This window comes from Filimonas lacunae (genome assembly GCF_002355595.1).
Lineage (GTDB): Bacteria > Bacteroidota > Bacteroidia > Chitinophagales > Chitinophagaceae > Filimonas > Filimonas lacunae.
The window spans coordinates 1292895-1314074 of the sequence record NZ_AP017422.1 but is presented as its reverse complement, the minus strand read 5'-3'; the positions used below and the strand labels follow the sequence as shown (position 1 = coordinate 1314074).

Below are 21180 nucleotides of genomic sequence, written 5' to 3'. Positions count from 1 at the left end.
CCCTTACCAGGGCAGTGTTTCGTCTGTATTAATCGTTAATGAAGTATTCTTTTTCAACACATCCTGAGAAAAAGGAATTACATATAACTTAGAGTTAGGAGGTAATTTGTAGGTAACCTGCGGCACAGAAGTACTTACCAATGGAAATTTACGTTCTACTGTTTTGGCATATTCTGCATCCAGGTTATAACGTTTCAGATCAAAGAAACGGTTATAACCGAACATCAGTTCTTTCCTGCGCTCCGTAATGATAAAGTCCATTGTTTCCTTTATAGTAGCAGGAGTAGCCAATGTTGCTTCCGCTACATCGCTTATACGCTTCACGCGCAAAGCATTCAAATATTTCATAGCATCCTCCAACTCTCCCAATCGTGCATAAGCTTCAGCAAGTGTCAGATATACCTCCGGCACCTGTATACCTACTGTTGGACGGAAAAAAGAAGTATACTTTACTTTCCAGTAAGCTGCTTTAGCTGCTACATCCAGAAATGTAGTGCTTGTAGTATCGAAAAAATATTTAAAACGTGTATCATTTCCACTAAACAATGCTCTTAACTCCGGGCTAATCATAAAAGTATAAGCACTGGACATTTCCGTATAACCATTCACATACATGTAACTAAGTGTTTCCGGGTTGCTACCCGCAGGCATCAACACAGTGGTGGGACCGCCCGCCTTGGTATAAGCCACTAAATCCAAAAGACTACTATTATATGACAAAGCTTTTAAAGCAGCGTCTTTGGCTTTTTGCCATTCCCTTTTAAACAAATGTACCTTCGCTTTAAAAGCCCATGCAAACGCAAGGGAAGGATGGTATACATCTTTGGGTGTAACCTGCAGATAAGGTAACGCTTCATCGAGATCTTTCTCAATAAAGGCATACACCTCTGCAACAGTAGATTTTACAGGCTTGGCTTCTATATCATATTTGTCCATAATACAAATACCACCATCCGTAGCCGCCGTAGCAGAATAAGGTCGTGCAAAAACGTTTACCAGGATAAAATGATCAAACGCACGCAATACCTGTGCCTCCGCCTTTGCCAGTTTTTTCACAGACTCTTCGCCCTCACTTTCATCTACCAGCGAATAAACCATATTCCACCGGTTAATATACTTATAGGCCTGGTTATACAAAGAAGACGCAGTTAAATAATTCACCCTGCTTTCAGAGCTATCAAAATAAAAACTTATAGTCATTATGCCTTTAGTAAGACTTAATATACTGCTTTCCTTAAGATAGTTTTCATCATTCAGATATTGAATATTGCCACTGATAGGATACCCTCTGTTAGGCAAACTTAACAGGTTATAATAATCAGAAGCTGATGTTATTATTGACTTACCGGTAGGAGTAAGATCAAGATATTTTTTACAAGACATTGCAGGTATAGTAAGCAATGCAAGAACAATATAATAAGCTAAATTCTTTTTCATTAGTCTCATTTTAAGCATTAGAGTGTAAGGGATGCTCCAAACAAAAAGGTTTTGGAAGTAGGAACACTTCTTGTTCCTGAACTCAGACTATAAGTTTCAGGATCAATGTCATTTCCTACAGCTGACCACAACCAAAGGTTGTTTGCCTGTGCTGTAAACTTCACGCCTTTCATATGTAATTGTCTGCAAACCTGCACAGGCAATGTATATGACAAGGAAATATTGCGTAAACGCACGAAGCTTGCGCTGGCTATATTCACATCAGAATACCTGTAATATTGGGATAAATTACCTGCGGCAGATGTGCTGGCAGTAGTAGGATAATCAATCTGTAAACGAAGGCCATCAGGATTAGATTCACTCCATCTGTTCGCTATAGCCCTGTCTGTTTGATCATATCCATCTAAGGAAACTACATCCTTTCTCAATTTATGCCCACCATAAAAAGCGAACAAAGCATTTAACTGGAAACCTTTGTAAAAAACTCCTTGTTGAAAAGAACCATTAAACACAGGAATAAATGTACCTACACGGCTGATAGCGCTAACACTGGAAATTTGCTTTACAGTAGGGGTACCATCTGTGGCAAAGGTTACATTATTGGTTCCTTTCTCATCGTAAAATGTGGGATAGCCATTCGTAATATTTGCAAACTTATAAGCATATACTGAGTTATAAGGGGTATTAGCCTCGTAGTATACGGTAGGAGAACCAATTCTGTCATAAGCGCTGGTAGTAATGGCCCCGGTAGTTACTACATTACTTTTGTTAAATGCAATAATGAAAGTAGAGGTTAAAACCAGGTCTTTCTTTTTTAACCAGTCTGAACCAATTTTCACTTCAATTCCTTTGTTAGATATAATACCATTATTGATTCTCATGGAAGAAGCGCCTACAGTGGGGTCCAATGCTACCGTAGCAAATAAATCACTTCCTCTTTTAACATAATAATCAATACTACCAGTTAATTTATTATGAAAAAGGGTATAATCCAACCCCAGGTTGGTAGTAGTAGTTTTTTCCCAACGTAATTTAGGGTTAGGCAAATCAGATATATCTGTGTATTGCAGCCCAGTATACAACTTATCGCTTTTTGCAGCACCTACAATGAAAGGTGAAGAGGATCTGTCTACACTACCTGCTATACCATACGTAACTCTTACTTTTAAATAATCAACCCAGTGAATACGTCTCATAAACTCTTCCTGGGTAACGTTCCAGCCACCACCTGCCGACCACATCGGGCGATAGCGATACTTGGGATCGGTGCCAAACAAGTCAGCCTGGTCTACTCTTACACTACCGGTAAGGTTATATTTCCCGTCAAAAGTATAACCAGCATTACCATACATAGAGAAGAAGCGATGAATAGTTTGATCGTAGTTGGCAGGAATATAAGAGGCGCGACTTGTACCATATAAAAAAGTGTTAATACCAGTTACACTAATAGTATTCCAGTCTACTGTTGTGGAAGCGAGTGTTACAGGATTAAAGCCGTACAGAACAGAAGTATTGCCTGTATTACTGGCTGACTCTCTTATTTCAGTACCTACCAGTGCAGTAATGTCGCTGTTTTTTCCAGCCGTATTAAACTGCTTGAAATAATTCAACTGATTTCTGAAAGTATAATTCCTTGACGTAGGGTTCAAGCGTGTTAATCTGGCTCCATCCGGTATGGCATGGTTCCAGGTAAGAGCCGTGCTGTTATAATAAGTATACCTGTTATACAGCATCCGCATTACATAAGAATCAGCTTCATCATAAGTGGTTTCTTCCGTTTTATTCGTTTCGTACTGAAGCTTCATATTATACGAAAAACCAGCTGGTAGTTTAACGTTAATGTCTGTAAACGCTCTTAAACGTAAGGCTTTGGTTTTAGTAAGTCCTTTACCTATTTCATCCAGCAAGTTGAACCTTGTATTTTTAAAATTACTGCTGGTAGCAAGGTAAGCTGCAATATTAGAATTGAGCGCATCACTGGTTTTAATGTAATCAGCGTATACCTTTTTACCACTGGCATCTTCCATTGCCGCGTAACGTGGCTGTATCATGTAATCATTGTAACTGGTATTGGTTTCAACAGCATCCGTATAGTATCCATTTATACCTACAGTGGCACTTAACCATTTTACCGGGGTAAAAGTATTTTTCAGATACAGGTTAACATTATCATTTTTATTATAAATAGTACGTAACTGATTGCCTTCGTAGTTGATAGAAAAATAGGAGTTATTTTTATCAGTAGCTGAGCTTACAGCAAGATTATAACGTCGTTTCACTTCGTTACGCCACACTTTCTGTGTATACTCATTTATAAAATCATTATTTCTCCATTGACTCAATGTGCTATCAACCTGCGCACTGGTTACTTTACCATCATTCTGCTTACGATACAAATCATATAGAGGGGAGTAGTAACTAATGCTGTTATTTAGCTTTCCAGCATTATCAATATAGCCAAATGAATTAAAAAATTCAGAAGTAGTACCGGAATATGCTTTTCTCTTGAAATTATATACATCAGTTTCATAATCCAGCATTTGTCCGGTAGTAGCATAATGCATTTTATCCATATCAGGCTTAGTGCTGATAAAATAATCAGCATTAATACTTACCTGGGTGCTACCCTTGTTTGCCCGCTTGGTAGTAATAACCAACACACCGTTTGCCGCAACAGCACCATAAATAGAGGTAGCAGCGGCATCTTTCAATAAAGTAACAGATTCTACATCATAAATATTGATGCTGTTTAAATCACCGCCCGTAGGCAATCCATCAATTACCAGTAAGGGCTGCGTACCTACTTCCTGAGAAAAGGTGCCTACCCCTCTTAACAAAGGCTGTCCGCGATACATGCTCAACCCTGCTGCTTTGCCTTCCAATGCGCTGGAAAGGTTTGTATTCAGCTGTGTATTCAGTTCTGCATTAGTCACTTTCGCAGCCGCTGCGGTACTGCGCTCCCTGGTTACCACCTGGAAACCGTTGTTTACCACTGAAATATCATCCAGTGATTTCACATCAGCCGTCATCGCAACATTGATAGTCATTGTTACATTATCGTTTGCAACAGAGGCATTTACACCAGCAGGCAAAGTACTTCCATCAGTGCAGCAGGCCGCTATAGACACAGTACTTTTTAAATAACCTAAATGATTAAACGTTATAGTAGAAATTTTCTTTACATCTTCCAGTTCAAAATTTCCTTTTACATCTGTAGCAATGCCAAAAGAAGAATTGTCCAGTGAAACAGAAACACCGGATAAAGGTTTGCCATTCTCATCTACTACCTTACCACGCACTTTAAAAATACGCATCATGGCCATGCCGCTGTGGTCCATTTTAGAATGGTCCATCTTGGAATGGTCAACCCCTTTTTTAATAAATATGGTCTTGTTTTCAATCGTGTAGGAAAGGGTGTTACCTGCCAGAATTTTATCCAGGAATTCTTTTAAGGGCATCGCGTGCGCCTCAATGGTTACCGGGTTGGCCTTGCTTAACAGGTCGGGGTTAAACATTACTGAATAACCGGTCTGCTGCTTGATAACACCTAATAATTTTTCAACGGATACTTTATCACCCGTGTAGTTAATGGTTTGCGCCATGCCCACTACACCTGCCAGCATCGCTGCTATAAACAGCCCCAGCATTTTGGTAGTAAACGTTCGCTTCAACAAAAAACAATGTGCCATACTTGCAACAGTTTTGGTTAAATAAATTAATTGCGGGATTGACATAGGTATCACACCCGGCGCTACATCACATAGTGCCGATCCTTGTTTTTAAGCTATTTAAGGATGGTGTTACTTAGAATCTGAACTCACCAGCAGCTTCCTGCCCTCGATGGTAAACCTTACCCCCATGTTGTCCAGACCTTTAATCATTTGCATTAAACTAAGTGTGCGTTCCATTTCACCGGTGAATACAGCGTTGGGTATGCCATCAACATACACCACTTCTACATCGTACCAGCGTGATAATTGACGCATCACTTCTTCTATGCCAGTTCTCTCTTTAAAATAAAAACTACCGTTTTTCCAGGCAATGGCCTGTTCTGTGTCTGCATGCTTCACTACTGTAATGCCTGCTGTATTGCCGGCAGGTATTTTAGCAGCTTGTCCGGGTTTCAACACCTTGCTGTCGTTATTAGCCGATATACGCACCGCACCTTGTAACAGTGTAGTTTGCATACCTGCTTCGTCCGCATAAGCATTTACGTTAAACTGCGTACCCAGCACTTCCACCTCAGCCTGGTTGTTCACCTTTACCTTAAAAGGCCGGTTAACAGCTCCTGTACCGGTTTTCGCTACTTCAAAATAAGCTTCCCCTGTTACAGAAACCACCCTGTCTTTCCCGGTAAATGCGGTGGGAAAAGTTAACGAGCTGGCAGCGTTCAACCAAACATTCGTACCATCCTGTAAGGCAATTACAAACTGTCTGCCCCTAGGCGTGGTAATCGTGTTGCTGCCTGTTGCTGTAGCGCTTCCGGCAGCCTGCTGATAAGCCAGCTGGCCATTTTTCAACACCACCTGCGTGCCCTGCTGTGTAGTAATTACTCCGTTAGGCATACTGTCCAGTACCATTGTGCTACCATCCGCCAGTGTGAGTATAGCACCTGCTTTGCCTGGTGCAATATCCTGCACTTTCACCTTTGCAGTGGGTACCTGTTGTTGCCTGGTTTGCGTTTGCCATATATAGCCACCTGCGCACAGCAGCAATATAACAGCGGCAGCAGCCCACCAGTAATTACGGGACCGGAGTGTTCGAACAGGCGTTGCGGAATGTTCTGCAGCAATACGTTGTTGTATTTTTTGCAGTAGTTGTGCTTCGTGAACCGCTTCACTAACAGCCAGCTCAGCTGGTACAGTTACGGCAGCATCCTGCTCCTGGCTGTACCACTGCTCCAGTATTTGTCTTTCCTCAGCTGTAATAGTGCCGGTAGACCATTTATGGGCCAGTTCGTTGTAATAGCTGTTAGTATAATGGGTTTGCTCAGACACAGATAGTCGGTTTTATATTACAAGTATGAATGGAAGATGCTAACCCTTACGCCATTGAAAAAAATATTTTACAACGACAGTAAGTAGGTGAATAACAGTTTAAAACCACCCCGCAGCCGCTTCAGGGCCTTGGTCATTTGCGATTCCACCGTTTTTTCTGAAATAGATAGTTTTTCGGCAATTTCTTTATTAGAATAGCCTTCCTCCCTGCTTAACTGGTAAACCAGCCGGCATTTATCGGGAAGCTGCAACGTAATATCATATAATTGTTGTAGTAATTGTTTGCTGTGCAGCTCTTCTTCGGGAGTAATGGTTTGAATATCAGGCTGCGCATAAGCGGCGTGGTGTTGCTCCTGCCGGTGTTTTTTACTCATGAAAGTATACACCTGGAACTTAACGGCAGCGGCCAGGTACGATTTCAGGGAAATATCTATACGCAACTCTCTTCTGCGACGCCACAAATCGGCAAATACTTCCTGTACCATTTCCTCTGCATCCACTGCACTGCCCAGCTTATTAGCTGCCACAGAAAACAATAACCGCCAGTATTGATGGTAAATCTCAGTAAAGGCCGCTTCGTTGTCCAGGGCCAGTTGATGCAATAGTTCCTGCTCGTTATTTGTTTGCTTTGTAAACACTAAAGCATTCGGGTTATCAATGATTAAAGGACAAATTTAACCAAAAAGCCTTTAAGGTGGGGCACTTTCCCTTAAACACTCCTCCACCAACCTGTTACATACTAATAACTTACAATAGATAATACGTATGAATAAAACCTATTTATCTATTATTATGCCTGTAATTATGCCAGTTCTTTTTTAAAACAGGTGAAGTTTACCCCTGTTTTTGATTTGAAGTATTTGCTAAAATGCGCCACATTATCAAATCCCAGGTAGTAGGATATTTCCTTCATACTACGATTAGCGTAAATCAATTGCCGTTTGGCCTCGTTAATAATTAACAGTTGTATCTGATAACTCGCCGTTAAGCCGGTAATGTTTTTCACAGCTGTATTCAGATAGTTGGGGGTAACATTTAGTTCAGCCGCATAATCTGCCACTTTTTTCCGTGTTAAAAAATGCTCCCGTGCCATTGCCAGAAATTGCTGAACCAATGCCGCTTCCCTGGTTACCACTACTTCTGCCACTGCTTCATGCAATTGCCGGGTAATATATATCAGCATCAGGTTTACCAGCCCACTGGTAATTTCTGTACGTAACTGTAAATCATGCTGTAACTCTTTTCTAATGCTGGCAATCACCATTTCCAGCAGTCTGAGCATTTCTCCCTTAACCTGCATATTCACCAAACACCTGCTAAACTGCGCCTTACGCCAAATGCTTTCCATATCGGCACCACTATTAGCCAGGTATAGAAAATCGGGCGAAAAACGGATATAATAGCCTTTTTCCACCAACTGTAGCTGGTAATGCCGTTGTTGCCCCGGCACCAGCACATACAATTGCTGCGCATTCAAATGCCCCGTTTTACCATCTGCATACACCATGCCCTCGCCTTCCAGGCACCATACCAATTCAAAATGTTGTAAAAGCTGCTTTTCTACTAATTTATAGGCTGCATCAGCTGCAGTTTCCAGTTTTCTGATTTCAAAATGCTGGTGTAAATGCCCGGGCGGGGCGGTATCAACAATAGTGGCCGTGGATGATATATTTGGTAAAGAAGCATTGGCGGTGTGGCTGTACATAATAACATCGGATTTCACCTGGTAAAAAACAATTCCGATGCCATCTCCATAACATTTGATTTACAGCCAGTTATAAAATAGCAAACTTTTTGCAACTACGATATTTCGTAAAAAACTGAAACCGCTGTTGAAATGCTGCTATCTTTCAGAGAGACGCCCGGCGGATCATTCTAAAGGGGTTACGCACCTGTGCAATAGTATTATTCAGTAATAATTCTGCTGCCGTTTTACCCATCTGCTCAAAATCGGTGGTAATCACTGTAATATCCAGCAATTCTTTTAATACAGTTTCATTAAAGGAAATGATCCCCATATCCGCACCTGGTTTTAGCGCAGTATGTTTCACCTGTTTAATAATCTCGGCCATATCCTTTTCTGTAATGAAGATATATACGGTGCCGCGCACCAGCTGCATGCCATTTACCTCATGTACTACCTGGAATTTCTTTTTCGACGTATGACAATACTCTTCTATACCACTGATAATTTCCACAGGGTGGTTGCTATCTGAAGGAAACACAATAGTAATGGCCTTGTATTTTTTTAATAGATCATTAGCCGATAACAGGGCTTCATAAATATCCTTTTTAAAATCCTGATACACTGTTTTAACTCCCTTCAACTCAGGCACTTTTTTATCCAGTAACAACAGTTTATCGGCAGGTATCTCCCGAATAATATCCAATATTTTCTTCTTAGGCTCTTTTTTATCAAAATGCGGCATCAGCACATAATGATGATAATTGCCTGCCGTGCTGGAGATAATTTCCTTTAACAGGCCTGCATTATAATGATGAACCTGCAGGTCTACAGCTGCCTTATCTCCCACTGTTTCCAGGAATCCATAATATACTTCCTTTTTATAGCTGCTTAACTTGTTAAATATCAGCAGAATCTTTTTGCGAACATTGGCCTTCCCCGATACAAAATATCCTTTATTGCGCACACTGATAATATAACCGGCTGCTTTTAGCTCTTTATAGGCTTTTTCTACCGTATCCCGGGCTACTTTATAGCGGGCACTAAACTCGTTGATGGATAATAATATCTGCCCCTGCTGCAGTTCATCATTATCAATTTGCATCGCAATATGCCTGGCTATTTGTTTGGGCAGCGGTATCCTGTCTGCACTGCTGAAGAGGGTATGATTCATCATGGCTTTATGGTGGCAAATCGTTTAAAGACAATATTTATTCATTTATCGGTTAAATATTGCCTGTTACACTAAAATACTAAATTATATGCAGCCTTTTTGCGCTTGTTGTTTTTACACTTAAAAAGGCAAAAAAGACCGATTACATAACAGTACAATTGTTAGCATTTCCATAAATCCGACTGTGTTTCAATCCTTTCCTGGTGGGCGCTAAGGTTGCACCCACTCATTATCTGCTTTGTTATAATCCGACACATGTAAATCGCCTAATACAACTTTGGCCACCTTTTTCACCGCAGGAAAACTAAGCGTAGTAACACTGTCCTTTTCCCAGCAGGCTATCGTTTTTCTCACTACCCATGTGCTGCCATCTGCATAAGTAACAGTAGCCACCACCGGCACCGGTTTCCCCCCTGTGTTTTTCACAGTAATCGTAGCCTGTTTGTTCTTCTGTGTCAGTTTTTGCAGGGTAATATCCGCATAACCATTATCAAAGAACCAGCGCTTCCAAAACCAGTTCAGGTCTTTGCCCGAGCCTGTGTTCATGCAATTGAAAAAATCAAAAGGCATAGGGTGCTTACCATGCCATTGCTGAATATAGTAGTGCAGCCCTTTCAAAAACAAACTGTCGCCCAGCATTTCCTTTACATATAAATACGCCATGGCGGGCTTGGCATATGCATTCAGGAAATAAGAAGTTTCGTCATTCTGCGTAGATAGCTGCGCAATTGGTACATCCGATTCAGTTCCTCCCAACGAGCTATAAGCGCCAATACCATAATCATCTTTATTGGCAGTGTCTATCATGGGCGATATCAGCCATTCTCCAATGGTAGCCCAGCCTTCATCCATCCAGCCATATTTGGTTTCATTAATACCCATGTAAAAAGGGAACATGGTATGAAATATTTCATGATCTGTCAGCTCTATACAACTGGCTTTATCCTTTACCGGGTTATCATTCACCATCATGGGATATTCCATCTGATCCAGCCCGTCAAAAATAGTTTCGTGCGGATAAGGAAAAGGCCATTTAGGAAAACGGTAGCTCATGGCATCCACTGTTTGTCGCGCATAATCAATCACCTCAAAAAAATCGGCATGTATGGGATTAAACGCTACATCTACCCGGGTGCGTCTTTGTGTAGCTGCATCCACTACCAGGCTGGTGCTATGCCACATATAATGATTGCTGGTAGCAAATACAAAATCAGTTACATCATCCGCTTCAAACTTCCAGGTGTTTTCATGTGCAGGAGTAATACTACCTGCTTTAATATCTGCACTATCTATTACGGTAATAATATCGTTGCTTATCTCTGCTTTATCCAGCCGCTGTTTAATAACAGGCGATAATACCTCTGCACTGTTCTGCAAGTTGCCTGTAGCCCACACCACGTACTGTGCAGGCACGGTAACAGAAGCATTGAAATGACAAAAATCGTTATAAAACTCTTCTGTACCGGTATAAGCAATTTTGTTCCAGCCGTCTATATCGTCATACACCGCAATACGTGGAAAAAAATAAGCCACAAAGCACGAACCACTATCCACTTCGCCCGTGCGCATATGCGAATGCTTGTTTAATGTATAAGAAAACTGCACGGCTACATGCAAGGTATCTTTAGGCTTACACCGGTTAATACCCAGCGACATATTGGTACCATCTATTCTAAATTTCTTATCTTCTCCATTTACCTTCAATTGTTTAATTTCCACGCCTTCTGTGGCATCTGCCGGTAAAATGCGGGAATCACGCGCACTACCCTGCTGGTAATAGTTGGGATACAGCTTAAATAATAATCGCTGTAATGTATCAGGACTGTTATTGACATAAGCAATTTCTTCTTTGCCGGTGATGATACGGGTGGCAGGATTGAATTGAACATCAATACGATAATCCGCCCTGTTTTGCCAGTATTTCGTACCCGGTTGCCCCGAAGCAGAGCGCGTTCCCTGCGTGTAGGTTTTCTGAATGTTTAAAGGAACCGGTAGCTGGGCATGCAGGTTGCCACATGCCAGGCTGATAATAATAACAAGCGTAACTATTTTCATAAATTAAATATACACCGCTTCGACAATTTATTGCATACGTCTGAACACCCAGGCCGTTATTTCACTTCGTATGCCAAAGCCCAGTTTCTCGTATAAACGGATGGCACCCGAATTTTCCTTTTTTACATGCAAAAACGGGAGACACCCCTGTGCCACAATTCTTTTCATCTGTTCCCGTATCAGCATACCGGCATAACCTTTCCCTAAATGATCCGGATGTGTACACACCGCACTTACTTCTATATAAGGACGTGGCTGCATCCGCCAGCCCGCCATTGCCACCAGCTGCTTCTCCCGGTAAATGCCTGTATAACTGCCAAAATCAATGGTATTGCTGTTAAATGGCCCAGGGTTGGTTAATTTGGTAAGTTCCAACATATCGGACACATGTTCTGTTTCCAGTTCTATAAATCCTTCTCCGGCCTGTATATATGCTTCGGGATTGTTACACACCATCTGGAATAAAGGCATCTCCAGCGTAACTTTCCATGGAGCGGGAAAATCCACCTTTTCCGATGCAAACAAAATAAACGCCCTGTCTTCCGGCGCCATTTCATTCAGCAATGCAAAACCAGCTGCGGTATTTTCACGCATGCCCACAAAAGGCGAAACAGAAAGATCAAAATATTTCACCCTGTCATTACCGAAAGACAACAAAGCATTGCCTGTATTCAGGGCATTCCAGATGGGATTATCTAATAGAGGAACGTTAGCGCTTGTACTCATTTCAATAGGATATATGTGTGTGTTGACACGCAAAGATAGTAATCAAAAAAATAGCCACTGCTTTACAGTGGCTATCTGCTATCCTTTCCACCTATTATTATGCCTGGTTAGTTACCTGCAGGGTTACTTCTACATTACCACGGGTAGCATTGGAATAAGGACAAACCCCATGCGCCTTCTCTACCAGTTCTTTAGCCAGTTGCTCGCTCACCCCTGGCACATTTACCTGTAAGGTAACCGCCAGTCCAAAACCGCCCGCTTCGTTTTTACCTATACTCACGGCAGCATTTACCGTGGTAACGCCTGCTTCTACTTTTTGTGTACGTATCACCAGGCTCAAAGCGCTGTCAAAACAAGCAGCATAACCCGCCGCAAACAATTGTTCCGGGTTGGTAGCACCACCAGGGCCACCCAATTCTTTAGGCATCTTTACATCCAGGTTCAGCAAACCGTCTGAGCTTTCTACATGTCCGTTTCTGCCACCTGTTGCTTTAGCATGCGCAGTGTATATTACTTCTAACATAAAATGGTATTTAATCCTGTGTAATTTGTGTAAGCATTTTATATAACAGCTCCCTCAGCTGCTTCAACTCCCCCTCTTCCATACCGGTGTTACAAACCAGCCTTTCAGGTACCGTTTTCGCTTTCTGTTTCAGTTTTTTTCCCGCTGCCGTCAATGATATATTTACCACCCGCTCATCCTCACTGCTTCTTACCCTCGCTACCCATCCCTTCTCCTCCATTCTTTTTAACAGTGGTGTTAAAGTACCACTATCCAGTAACAGAATATCCCCCAATTGCCTTACTGTTATCTCCTGATGCTCCCACAACACCATCATTACCAGGTATTGCGGATACGTTAAATCCAACTCTTCCAGCAAAGGTCTGTACAAGGCTGTCATCTGCCGGGAGGCGGCATATAAGGGGAAACATATCTGATTTTCCAGTTTCAGCAAATCCATATTGATCAGGTTCGATAGCACAAAATTAGATTGTGCACAATTCATTTCAAAATAAATTTATTATTACTCCCAATTCCATCCCGGCCATACCAGTAACCATCATTTACTCAAACTCCAATTGCTTTGTGCCTAAAACATGGCCGCAATGCTAAAACTTTTTTTAAAAATTTCCTGTCCCAGCTGTCCAATTCATCCCTACTCAGTACTTGTTATAGTGTAATCAATCATATTTCACTACTAAATACAACAAAATGGAACCAAGAATGAATGTGCACGCTATAGGCGGCAACCTGATGAAAGCTATGTATCAACTGGGCATTTACCTATCCAAATCATCTGTGGAGCAGCGTATTTTACACCTGATCTATTACCGGGTATCGCAGATAAATGGCTGCGCTTTTTGCCTGGATATGCACTCAAAAGATTTACTGACTATGGGTGAAACAGCGCAACGGCTGTTATTGCTGGACGCCTGGCGCGAAGTGCCTTTTTATACCGACCGCGAACGTGCCGCCTTTGCCTGGGTAGAAGCCGTAACCACGCTTCCCAACAAACAAGTACCCGACCAGGTATATCAACAGGCGCGCGAACAGTTTTCCGAAGAAGAATTACTGGATCTTACCGCGGCTACTATTGCCATCAATGGTTATAACCGCTTAAATATCGCCTTCCAGGTGCCAGGCGGCAGTTATGTACCCGGGCAATTTGCAGCAAAAACGGCGTAACTTTCTTCACTATTTAACAATGATACCATGAAAGACTTTGTATTACTATTTCGCCAGCCGGGTATTGACGCCAGCCGTTTTACTCCACAGGAAATGGAAACATATATAAAAAGGTGGGACGACTGGATTGGCGGTATTGCTGCACAAGGCCGGTTGAACGGTAGCCGGAAAAGACTTACCCAGGAAGGCAAAGTATTAAAAGCCGGCGGCGTTATCACCGATGGACCATTTGTAGAAATAAAAGAAAGACTGGGTGGCCTTATCATTGTCAAGGCCGAAAGCCTGGAAGAAGCCACCACCCTGGCACATGGCTGCCCTGCACTGGACCTCAATGGCAGTGTAGAAATACGCCCGGTAATGGATGAACATTGATAGCACACTATAACACCCGCTGCTTTTAACAGAAGCGGGTGTTTACCTATATTATGCAGGAAAATACATTGTATTTAAAGGAGTTGTTTCAACAGGAGTTTGTGAAAATGGTAGCCGTTATCAGTAAACAATTCGGCTTACAGTATATTGAAACAGCGGAAGACATTGTTAGTGATACTTTTTTACAGGCTACGGAAACCTGGACCAACAAAGGCATGCCCGAGAATCCTGCCGCCTGGTTATATACGGTAGCCAAACGCAAAACGCTGTATCATTTTCGCCGCAATAACATATATACCCGCAAAGTGCTGCCGGCTATTACAAACAAAGAAGAAAGTATTGTTCCTAAAGAGGATATAAATTTTTCACCCCAGCATATTAAAGACAGCCAGTTGCAAATGCTGTTTGCCATTTGCACACCCGCCATCGCCAGTGAAGCGCAAATTGGCCTTGCCCTGCGCATTCTTTGTGGTTTTGGTATCGATGAAATAGCAGAAGCCTTTTTATCCAATAAGGAAGCCATTAACAAAAGATTGTTTCGCGCCAAAGAAAAACTACGTACCGAACAGGTAAGTATGGAAATGCCGCCCGAAAAAGAGTTACCCGAACGCCTGCAGAATGTACTGCACATCATTTACCTGTTATTTAATGAAGGCTATTTTTCGCAAACACAAAACGAAGTGCTGCGCAAAGACCTGTGCTTTGAAGCACTGCGCTTAGGCCTGCTATTGACTGACTATGCCGCCACCAATCAACCCGAAACCAATGCCCTCATCGCCCTCATGTGCTTTCACGCATCCCGTTTTACGGCCCGGCAGGCCGGTAATGATTTGCCGGTTTTATACGAACAACAGGACATTAGCCTTTGGGATACCCGCTTAATACACCAGGGCATGCTGTTTTTGCATAACAGCGCCAGCGGCAATACCATCAGCCCCTACCACCTCGAAGCCCGCATTGCCTATTGGCATTGCCACCCCGACAACACACCCGGCAAATGGCAACAAATACTGTCCTTATACAACGAATTGTTATTTATGAACTACTCTCCCAGCGCAGCATTGAACAGAACCTATGCACTTTATAAAGCCGATGGCTGGGAGGTGGCATTGAAGGAAGCGGAAAAACTGCAATTGATAAATAATCATTTTTACTCTATGCTACTGGGCGAATTATACACCCATAGCAACCTGCCTAAAGCCATACAGTATTTTGAAGAAGCCCGCATGCTGGCCAAAACAGTTACCGAAAAACGACATATACAGCAAAGGATAGCACAACTAACCTAACCCTCAACATTTGCTTTTTCTGTATATATGCAAAAGCCTTTAGCGCTAAAAGGGGGGGCCTTCGCTCATATTTTCTGTTACTTGTAACAAATGTTACAAGAAGCTTTCATGGCGTACAGCACATTTGCGGTTTAAATATATACGCTGATGTCTGTCTTTCACTTTTTTTATTCATCCCACGGTAAGGCGTTTCGTCCCATTTATTTGGACGGGCTTTGTTATCGCGGCAATTTCGCGCCCGATAATATATCCCCTATGCCCATGCCCAGACTACTACTATTATTAGCTTTTTTATTGATTGGTGTAACCACTACCCTCAATGCCCAGATTAACACCTGGACGGGTAGCATCAACGGCGACTGGAATACAGCCGGCAACTGGACAGGCGGTGTACCGGATGCCAATGATACTGTATATATAGATCCCGGTCCCAATTACCCTTCAGTGTCTACGGCCAACGCTGTTGCCAAATCAATAACGGTATGGGAGAATGCCCTATTCGTTATTACAGCCAACGGTAGCCTTACTATCAACGGCTCTGTAGGATTTGGTTTACGCAACCGGGGCGTTACACAAAACTTCGGTACACTCATTATCGCCGCCACCGGCTATGAAGGTGTATATAATGAAGCTTCTTTTACTAACAAGGCGGGCGGGAAGATCTTCGTTGACCAGTCAGGCAATAATTCGGGGATTACGAATTTTACCAAGGGAGGATTTACCAACGCAGGTACTATTACCATCGGCGCCACTGTTACTACCGGACAGTTTGGTTTTTCTAACTTTGGTAACGTTAGCAACCAGGCTGGTGGACAGATTAATATAGAGCGTACTACGGAGGCTGCGTTGAGCAATATTACCGGTACTTTTAGTAATGAAGGAGGAATTACCATTGGAAACCATACTTCTTGTGGACTATATGGGATCTCAAGTATCTCGACCTTTTACAATTATGCGGGAGGCCAGATCCGTATCGACAGTGTAACCAACTACGCCATTTATAGTAGCTCCTCCTTTACTAATGGCGGGGGCATTACCATTGGAGCCAATGCCGCTTCCGGACAAAATGGAATTCATACTATCGGTGTCTTTAACAACAATGCAGGCGGACAAATCAGTATTGACAGGGTAACAAACATAGGTTTCTATACCAATAGCGTTAACACCGTTACCAATCGGGGCACCATTACCATAGGCGCTGTAAGTGCCGGCAATACCTTCAACACAGGCATGTCCCTTAATAGCAATTTCAACAATGATGGCGGACAAATCAACATTGACCGCGTCAATCAGGCTATCTATATAAATGCATCCACATTAACTAATTCCGGCACTATCACCGTTGGCGCATCCAGTAAGGCAGCGGCCTTGCTAAACTGTACTACTAATGGTTATTTCAGTAATAATTTAGGCGGTGTAGTAAAAGGTTCGGGTAGTATTACTGCAAGCGGGTATATGTGCAACGGCGGCACGCTGGCGCCTGGAACCCCCATCGGTATCATTACTTTTGATGCCAATGAAAGCCTGAACCCCGACACATTGGCCATTGACATCAACAGTTCCGGAGTGGCTGGCATCCATTACGATCAGTTAGTGGTAAATGGTACAGCCACAATGGGCGGTACATTGGCGCTCTCTGTTAACTACACTCCTGCACCGGGTGATCAGATAACGATTATCAGTGCCAATGCTGTTTCAGGCACCTTTGCCACAGTAAAAGGACTTTCTACAGGATGGGATTTATTGTATAAATCGAACGCCGTGGTATTATCGTATGCCACCACTAATACCTGGACCGGCGCTATAAGCACCGCCTGGGAAAACCCGGGCAACTGGACCGTGGGTGTACCTGTAGGAGTGGCCACCGTAACTATTCCCGATGTAACTAACGATCCGGTGATTAGTACCAGCAACGCTGCTGTTGCATCCCTCCTCATACAGCCCGGCGCCTCACTCACGCTCACCAATACAGGTGCATTAACCATCAATGGCGCTTCGGGCCAGGGTCTGTACAATAAGGGTACTGTGCAAAACAACGGAACTATTAACATAGGCAATACCACCGCTACCGGCGCCAATGGCCTTATCAACGAAGCAACCTTTAACAACAATACAGGAGCGCACATCCACATTGACCGGGTGTCTAACAGCGGAATATTCAATAAAGGCGGCACCTTTATCAATACAGGTGCCATTACTATTGGCTCCAATGCCACCGTGGGGCTGTATGGCATCGTAAACGCAGGCGCATTCAATAATAACTCAGGCGCGCAGCTCGTAATTGACCAGGCCACTACCGCTGCTATCTCCAATCCGGCCGGTAATACTTTTACCAATGCAGGTGCCATTACTATCGGCGGCACTGCTGCTACAGGCCAGTATGGCATCAGCAACACAGGTACTTTTAATAACAATACCGGAGGGGCACTTGTCATTGACCGGGTATCCGTAACTGCTTTGCTGAATGCTGCCAGCACCAGCGTGTGTAGCAATGCAGGCACTATTATCATTGGCGCCACTGCCGCCGTGGGCACATATGGTATCAGTAACAATGGTACTTTTACCCACACAGCCGGACAGGTGGCTATAGACCGGGCTACTACGGCTGCGTTGTACAATAATACCGGCAGCACTTTTACCAATACTGCCAATATCACCATTGGGGCCAATGCCGCATCGGGATTGTATGGCATTCAGAACTACGCCAGCTTTAACAATAACACCGGTAGCCAGCTTAACATTGATCAGGTTACCACCACTGCCATCTATCATACCACGGGTACCTTTACCAACGCCGCAACGATTACCATTGGCGCTACTGCCGCTTCCGGCACAGAAGGCATCGGCAACTACAGCACTTTTAACAACAATACAGGCGCACAGATCCATATTAACCGTGTAACTACGGCCATCACGGCCGGCGCCGGCACATGCAGCAATGCCGGAACTATTACCATCGGCTCCATTACCAACGTAGCTACCTTATTAAATACTACCGGCACCGGTACATTCAGTAACGCTACAGGCGGTTTATTAAAAGGCGCAGGCAGCATAGCGGCAGCGCGGTTTGCAGATAACGGAGGCACCCTGATGCCAGGTAGCGCTATCGGCACTATAACCTTGAATGCCAGCGAAACCTTAACCAAAGGAACTATTGCAGTGGAAGTAAATGGCTCCGGTACAGCCGGCACCAACTTTGACCAGTTAGTGGTGAATGGCACAGCAACACTGGGTGGCACACTTCAGGTAACTATTAACTATACCCCTACGTCCGGAGATCAGATAAAGATTCTGAGCGCAACCACCGTTACCGGCACCTTTGCTACCGTAACAGGACTACCTGATGGCTGGCAGATAGCTTATCAATCAAATGCAGTTGTACTAAATTATACCCTTCATACAAACTGGACAGGCGCTGTGAGTACAGCATGGAATACTGCCGGTAACTGGACAAAAGGTGTACCTACTGCTGATGCCCTTGCCAGCATTCCCGATGTAACCAACGATCCGGTGATCAGCACTACTAATGCAGTGGTAAAAAATATTACTATACAAAGCGGCGGTTTATTAACGATTGCCCCTGCCGGCGTACTTACTATTAACGGCCTGCAGGATCAGAGCTTGTACAACCAGGGTACGGTGCAGAATAACGGTACCATTAACCTGGGCAATGCCACCGCCACGGGTGCCAATGCCATTGTAAATGAAGCCTCTTTTAATAACAATACAGGCGCCCATATCAATATCGATCGCTTTTCCAACTGCGGGTTGTTCAATAGCGGCGGTACTTTAACGAACGAGGGTACAATCACCATTGGCGCCAATGCCATTGCGGGGCTGTATGGCATTGTAAACTCAGGCACTTTCAATAACAATTCGGGGGCGCAGCTCCTGATTGACCAGGTAACCACAGCGGCCATCTCCAATCCGGCCGGTAATACCCTTTCCAATGCAGGTGTTATTACCATCGGAGGCACAGCCGCTGCCGGACAATATGGAATTAACAACAGTGGCACTGTCAACAACAATGCAGGCAGCGCCATCTATGTCGATAGAACAACTGCAGACGCCATCTCGAATGCCTACGGTAGCGCCTTTACCAATGCCGGAACGGTTACTATTGGGGCGAAAGATTCTATAGGCGGGAGCGGTTTTTCCAATACCGGAGCAACTACAAATACCACAACAGGCGTGATTATAATTGACCGCACTGCCTTTGGAGGGTTTTATAACAATACCGGCGCCGGCAAGCTCATTAATACCGGCCGCCTTACCATTGGCGGCATAGCCTCCGTAGGCATCTATGGCATCAGAAACTACGGAACGCTTACCAATACAGGGGGGCAGATCAGTATAGACCGGGTTACTGGCGACGCATTGAACAATTACCCTGTCAGCAACGTCACCAATACGGGGGTAATTTCCATCGGCGCCAATGCCCCCGCCGGCGCAAACGGTATTTATAACCAGGGAATTTTTATCAATAATGCTGGCGGGCAAATCAATATTGACCAGGTTACCGCTAACGGCATCTACAATGCAACACATTTCTCCACCAGTTTCAACAACCAGGGTACCATTGCAATTGGTTTATTGAGCACCGGCAATACCATTAACTATGGTATTAATATTGAGAAGGTCTTTAACAACAATGCAGGCGGGCAAATTACTATTGAACGGGTAAATAGTGCATTCATAACCAATACCGAAACCTTCAGCAATGCGGGGAATATTACTATCGGCGCTACAACAAGTGTAGCCGCCCTGCTGGTGGGCACCGGTACCGGCACACTCAGTAATAACACGGGCGGCCTGTTAAAAAGCGCAGGCAGTGTAGCTGCTGCCCGGTATGTAAATAACGGCGGCACCCTGGCGCCGGGCGCACCTGTAGGCACCTTTGCGTTTGATGCTGCTGAAGCCTTTACCAACAATACCCTGGCCATTGAAATAAAAGGCGAAGGCACACCCGGTATTGACTTTGACCAGGTAACGGTAAATGGTACTGCTACCTTAGGCGGCAACCTTACTATTGACACGCTCGATGGCTTTACACTGGTAGCCGGGCAATCGTTTGTAATTGTTACCGCTGCTTCCATAGCCGACACCTTTGCTACTGTAACCTGGCCTGCCGGCGTTACAGGAACAGTAACCTATTCTGCTACTACAGCTACGTTACATGTTTTGTCGCCACTGCCGTTTACCCTGGTTGAGTTTACCGGTCAGGCAGTGAATAACAAAGTGTTACTGAAATGGCAATCGGCCAATGAAAAAAATACAGCCTCCTTTACCATAGAGCGCAGTGCAGATAGCACCAGCTTTACTACTATTGGTACGGTGGCTGCTATGGGCAGCGGTGCACACAGCTATTCCTTTACAGATAATACCCCACTCAACGGCAATAACTATTATCGCCTTAAAATGATAGATTTGAATGGCCGCTTCACCTATAGCCGCCTGGTAACAGTAAAGTTTAACACCAACGGCGATGTACAGATTGCACCGGTACCGGCCGATAACTATGTGATGTTAACCATTAACGATGCCTCGCTGATGGGGCAGCGTGCACTGGTATACAATACAGCAGGTGTAGCTGTAGCTAATGTGGTGCTCAGTAGCAGTACCCGCATCGGTATCACCGGCTGGCCATCGGGTGTGTATTTTGTTAGAACGACTAAAGGCACTTATCGGTTTATCAAACTATAGATACATCAGGCGTATGTAAGAGGACTGCCCCGGAAACCGGGGCAGTTTTTTTTGTG

Annotated in this window: 14 protein-coding genes; 4 read left to right on the top strand and 10 right to left on the bottom strand. The window is 43.9% G+C overall.

What is annotated here, in order from left to right; genetic code table 11:
• Positions 1–3: 3 nt before the first annotated feature.
• The 10 genes from FLA_RS05460 to FLA_RS05415 form a co-directional block, all read right to left on the bottom strand.
• Positions 4–1437: a RagB/SusD family nutrient uptake outer membrane protein gene (locus FLA_RS05460; RefSeq protein ID WP_076382619.1), complete on the bottom strand. Its 1434-nt coding sequence runs from the start codon at positions 1435–1437 to the stop codon at positions 4–6.
• A gap of 17 nt (positions 1438–1454) precedes the next feature.
• Positions 1455–5126 carry a SusC/RagA family TonB-linked outer membrane protein gene (locus FLA_RS05455; protein WP_076382620.1) on the bottom strand — a complete coding sequence of 1224 codons (3672 nt, stop codon included), beginning with the start codon at positions 5124–5126 and terminating at the stop codon, positions 1455–1457.
• Positions 5127–5237: 111 nt separating this feature from the next.
• Positions 5238–6434 (bottom strand): FecR family protein, encoded by a 1197-nt coding sequence (locus FLA_RS05450; protein ID WP_076382621.1) that lies wholly within the window; start codon positions 6432–6434, stop codon positions 5238–5240.
• Positions 6435–6502: 68 nt separating this feature from the next.
• Positions 6503–7072: an RNA polymerase sigma factor gene (locus FLA_RS05445; RefSeq protein ID WP_076382622.1), complete on the bottom strand. Its 570-nt coding sequence runs from the start codon at positions 7070–7072 to the stop codon at positions 6503–6505.
• Positions 7073–7236: 164 nt separating this feature from the next.
• Positions 7237–8139: a helix-turn-helix domain-containing protein gene (locus FLA_RS05440; RefSeq protein ID WP_076382623.1), complete on the bottom strand. Its 903-nt coding sequence runs from the start codon at positions 8137–8139 to the stop codon at positions 7237–7239.
• A gap of 145 nt (positions 8140–8284) precedes the next feature.
• Positions 8285–9295: a GntR family transcriptional regulator gene (locus tag FLA_RS05435; protein WP_096510774.1), complete on the bottom strand. Its 1011-nt coding sequence runs from the start codon at positions 9293–9295 to the stop codon at positions 8285–8287.
• A gap of 207 nt (positions 9296–9502) precedes the next feature.
• Entirely contained in the window at positions 9503–11347 is a 1845-nt protein-coding gene (locus FLA_RS05430; RefSeq protein WP_076382624.1) for a M1 family metallopeptidase, read from the bottom strand.
• Between the two features lie 27 nt (positions 11348–11374).
• Entirely contained in the window at positions 11375–12073 is a 699-nt protein-coding gene (locus FLA_RS05425; protein ID WP_076382625.1) for a GNAT family N-acetyltransferase, read from the bottom strand.
• Positions 12074–12170: 97 nt separating this feature from the next.
• Positions 12171–12596, bottom strand: a complete 426-nt coding sequence (locus FLA_RS05420; protein ID WP_076382626.1) for an organic hydroperoxide resistance protein — start codon at positions 12594–12596, stop codon at positions 12171–12173.
• A 10-nt stretch (positions 12597–12606) separates the two neighbouring features.
• On the bottom strand, positions 12607–13080 hold the full coding sequence (locus FLA_RS05415; protein WP_076382627.1) for a MarR family winged helix-turn-helix transcriptional regulator: 474 nt from the start codon (positions 13078–13080) through the stop codon (positions 12607–12609).
• 206 nt (positions 13081–13286) lie between these two features.
• On the opposite strand from FLA_RS05415, the gene FLA_RS05410 reads away from it, so the two are divergent.
• The 4 genes from FLA_RS05410 to FLA_RS05395 all read left to right on the top strand — a co-directional run bounded on the left by FLA_RS05410 (position 13287) and on the right by FLA_RS05395 (position 21124).
• The gene (locus FLA_RS05410) at positions 13287–13760 is read left to right on the top strand and encodes a carboxymuconolactone decarboxylase family protein (protein ID WP_076382628.1); all 474 of its coding nucleotides are present in this window, start codon (positions 13287–13289) and stop codon (positions 13758–13760) included.
• Positions 13761–13787: 27 nt separating this feature from the next.
• Positions 13788–14132, top strand: a complete 345-nt coding sequence (locus FLA_RS05405) for a YciI family protein (RefSeq protein WP_076382629.1) — start codon at positions 13788–13790, stop codon at positions 14130–14132.
• Positions 14133–14185: 53 nt separating this feature from the next.
• Positions 14186–15421 carry an RNA polymerase sigma factor gene (locus FLA_RS05400; protein WP_076382672.1) on the top strand — a complete coding sequence of 412 codons (1236 nt, stop codon included), beginning with the start codon at positions 14186–14188 and terminating at the stop codon, positions 15419–15421.
• A 255-nt stretch (positions 15422–15676) separates the two neighbouring features.
• On the top strand, positions 15677–21124 hold the full coding sequence (locus tag FLA_RS05395) for a beta strand repeat-containing protein (RefSeq protein WP_159445199.1): 5448 nt from the start codon (positions 15677–15679) through the stop codon (positions 21122–21124).
• Positions 21125–21180: the final 56 nt, after the last annotated feature.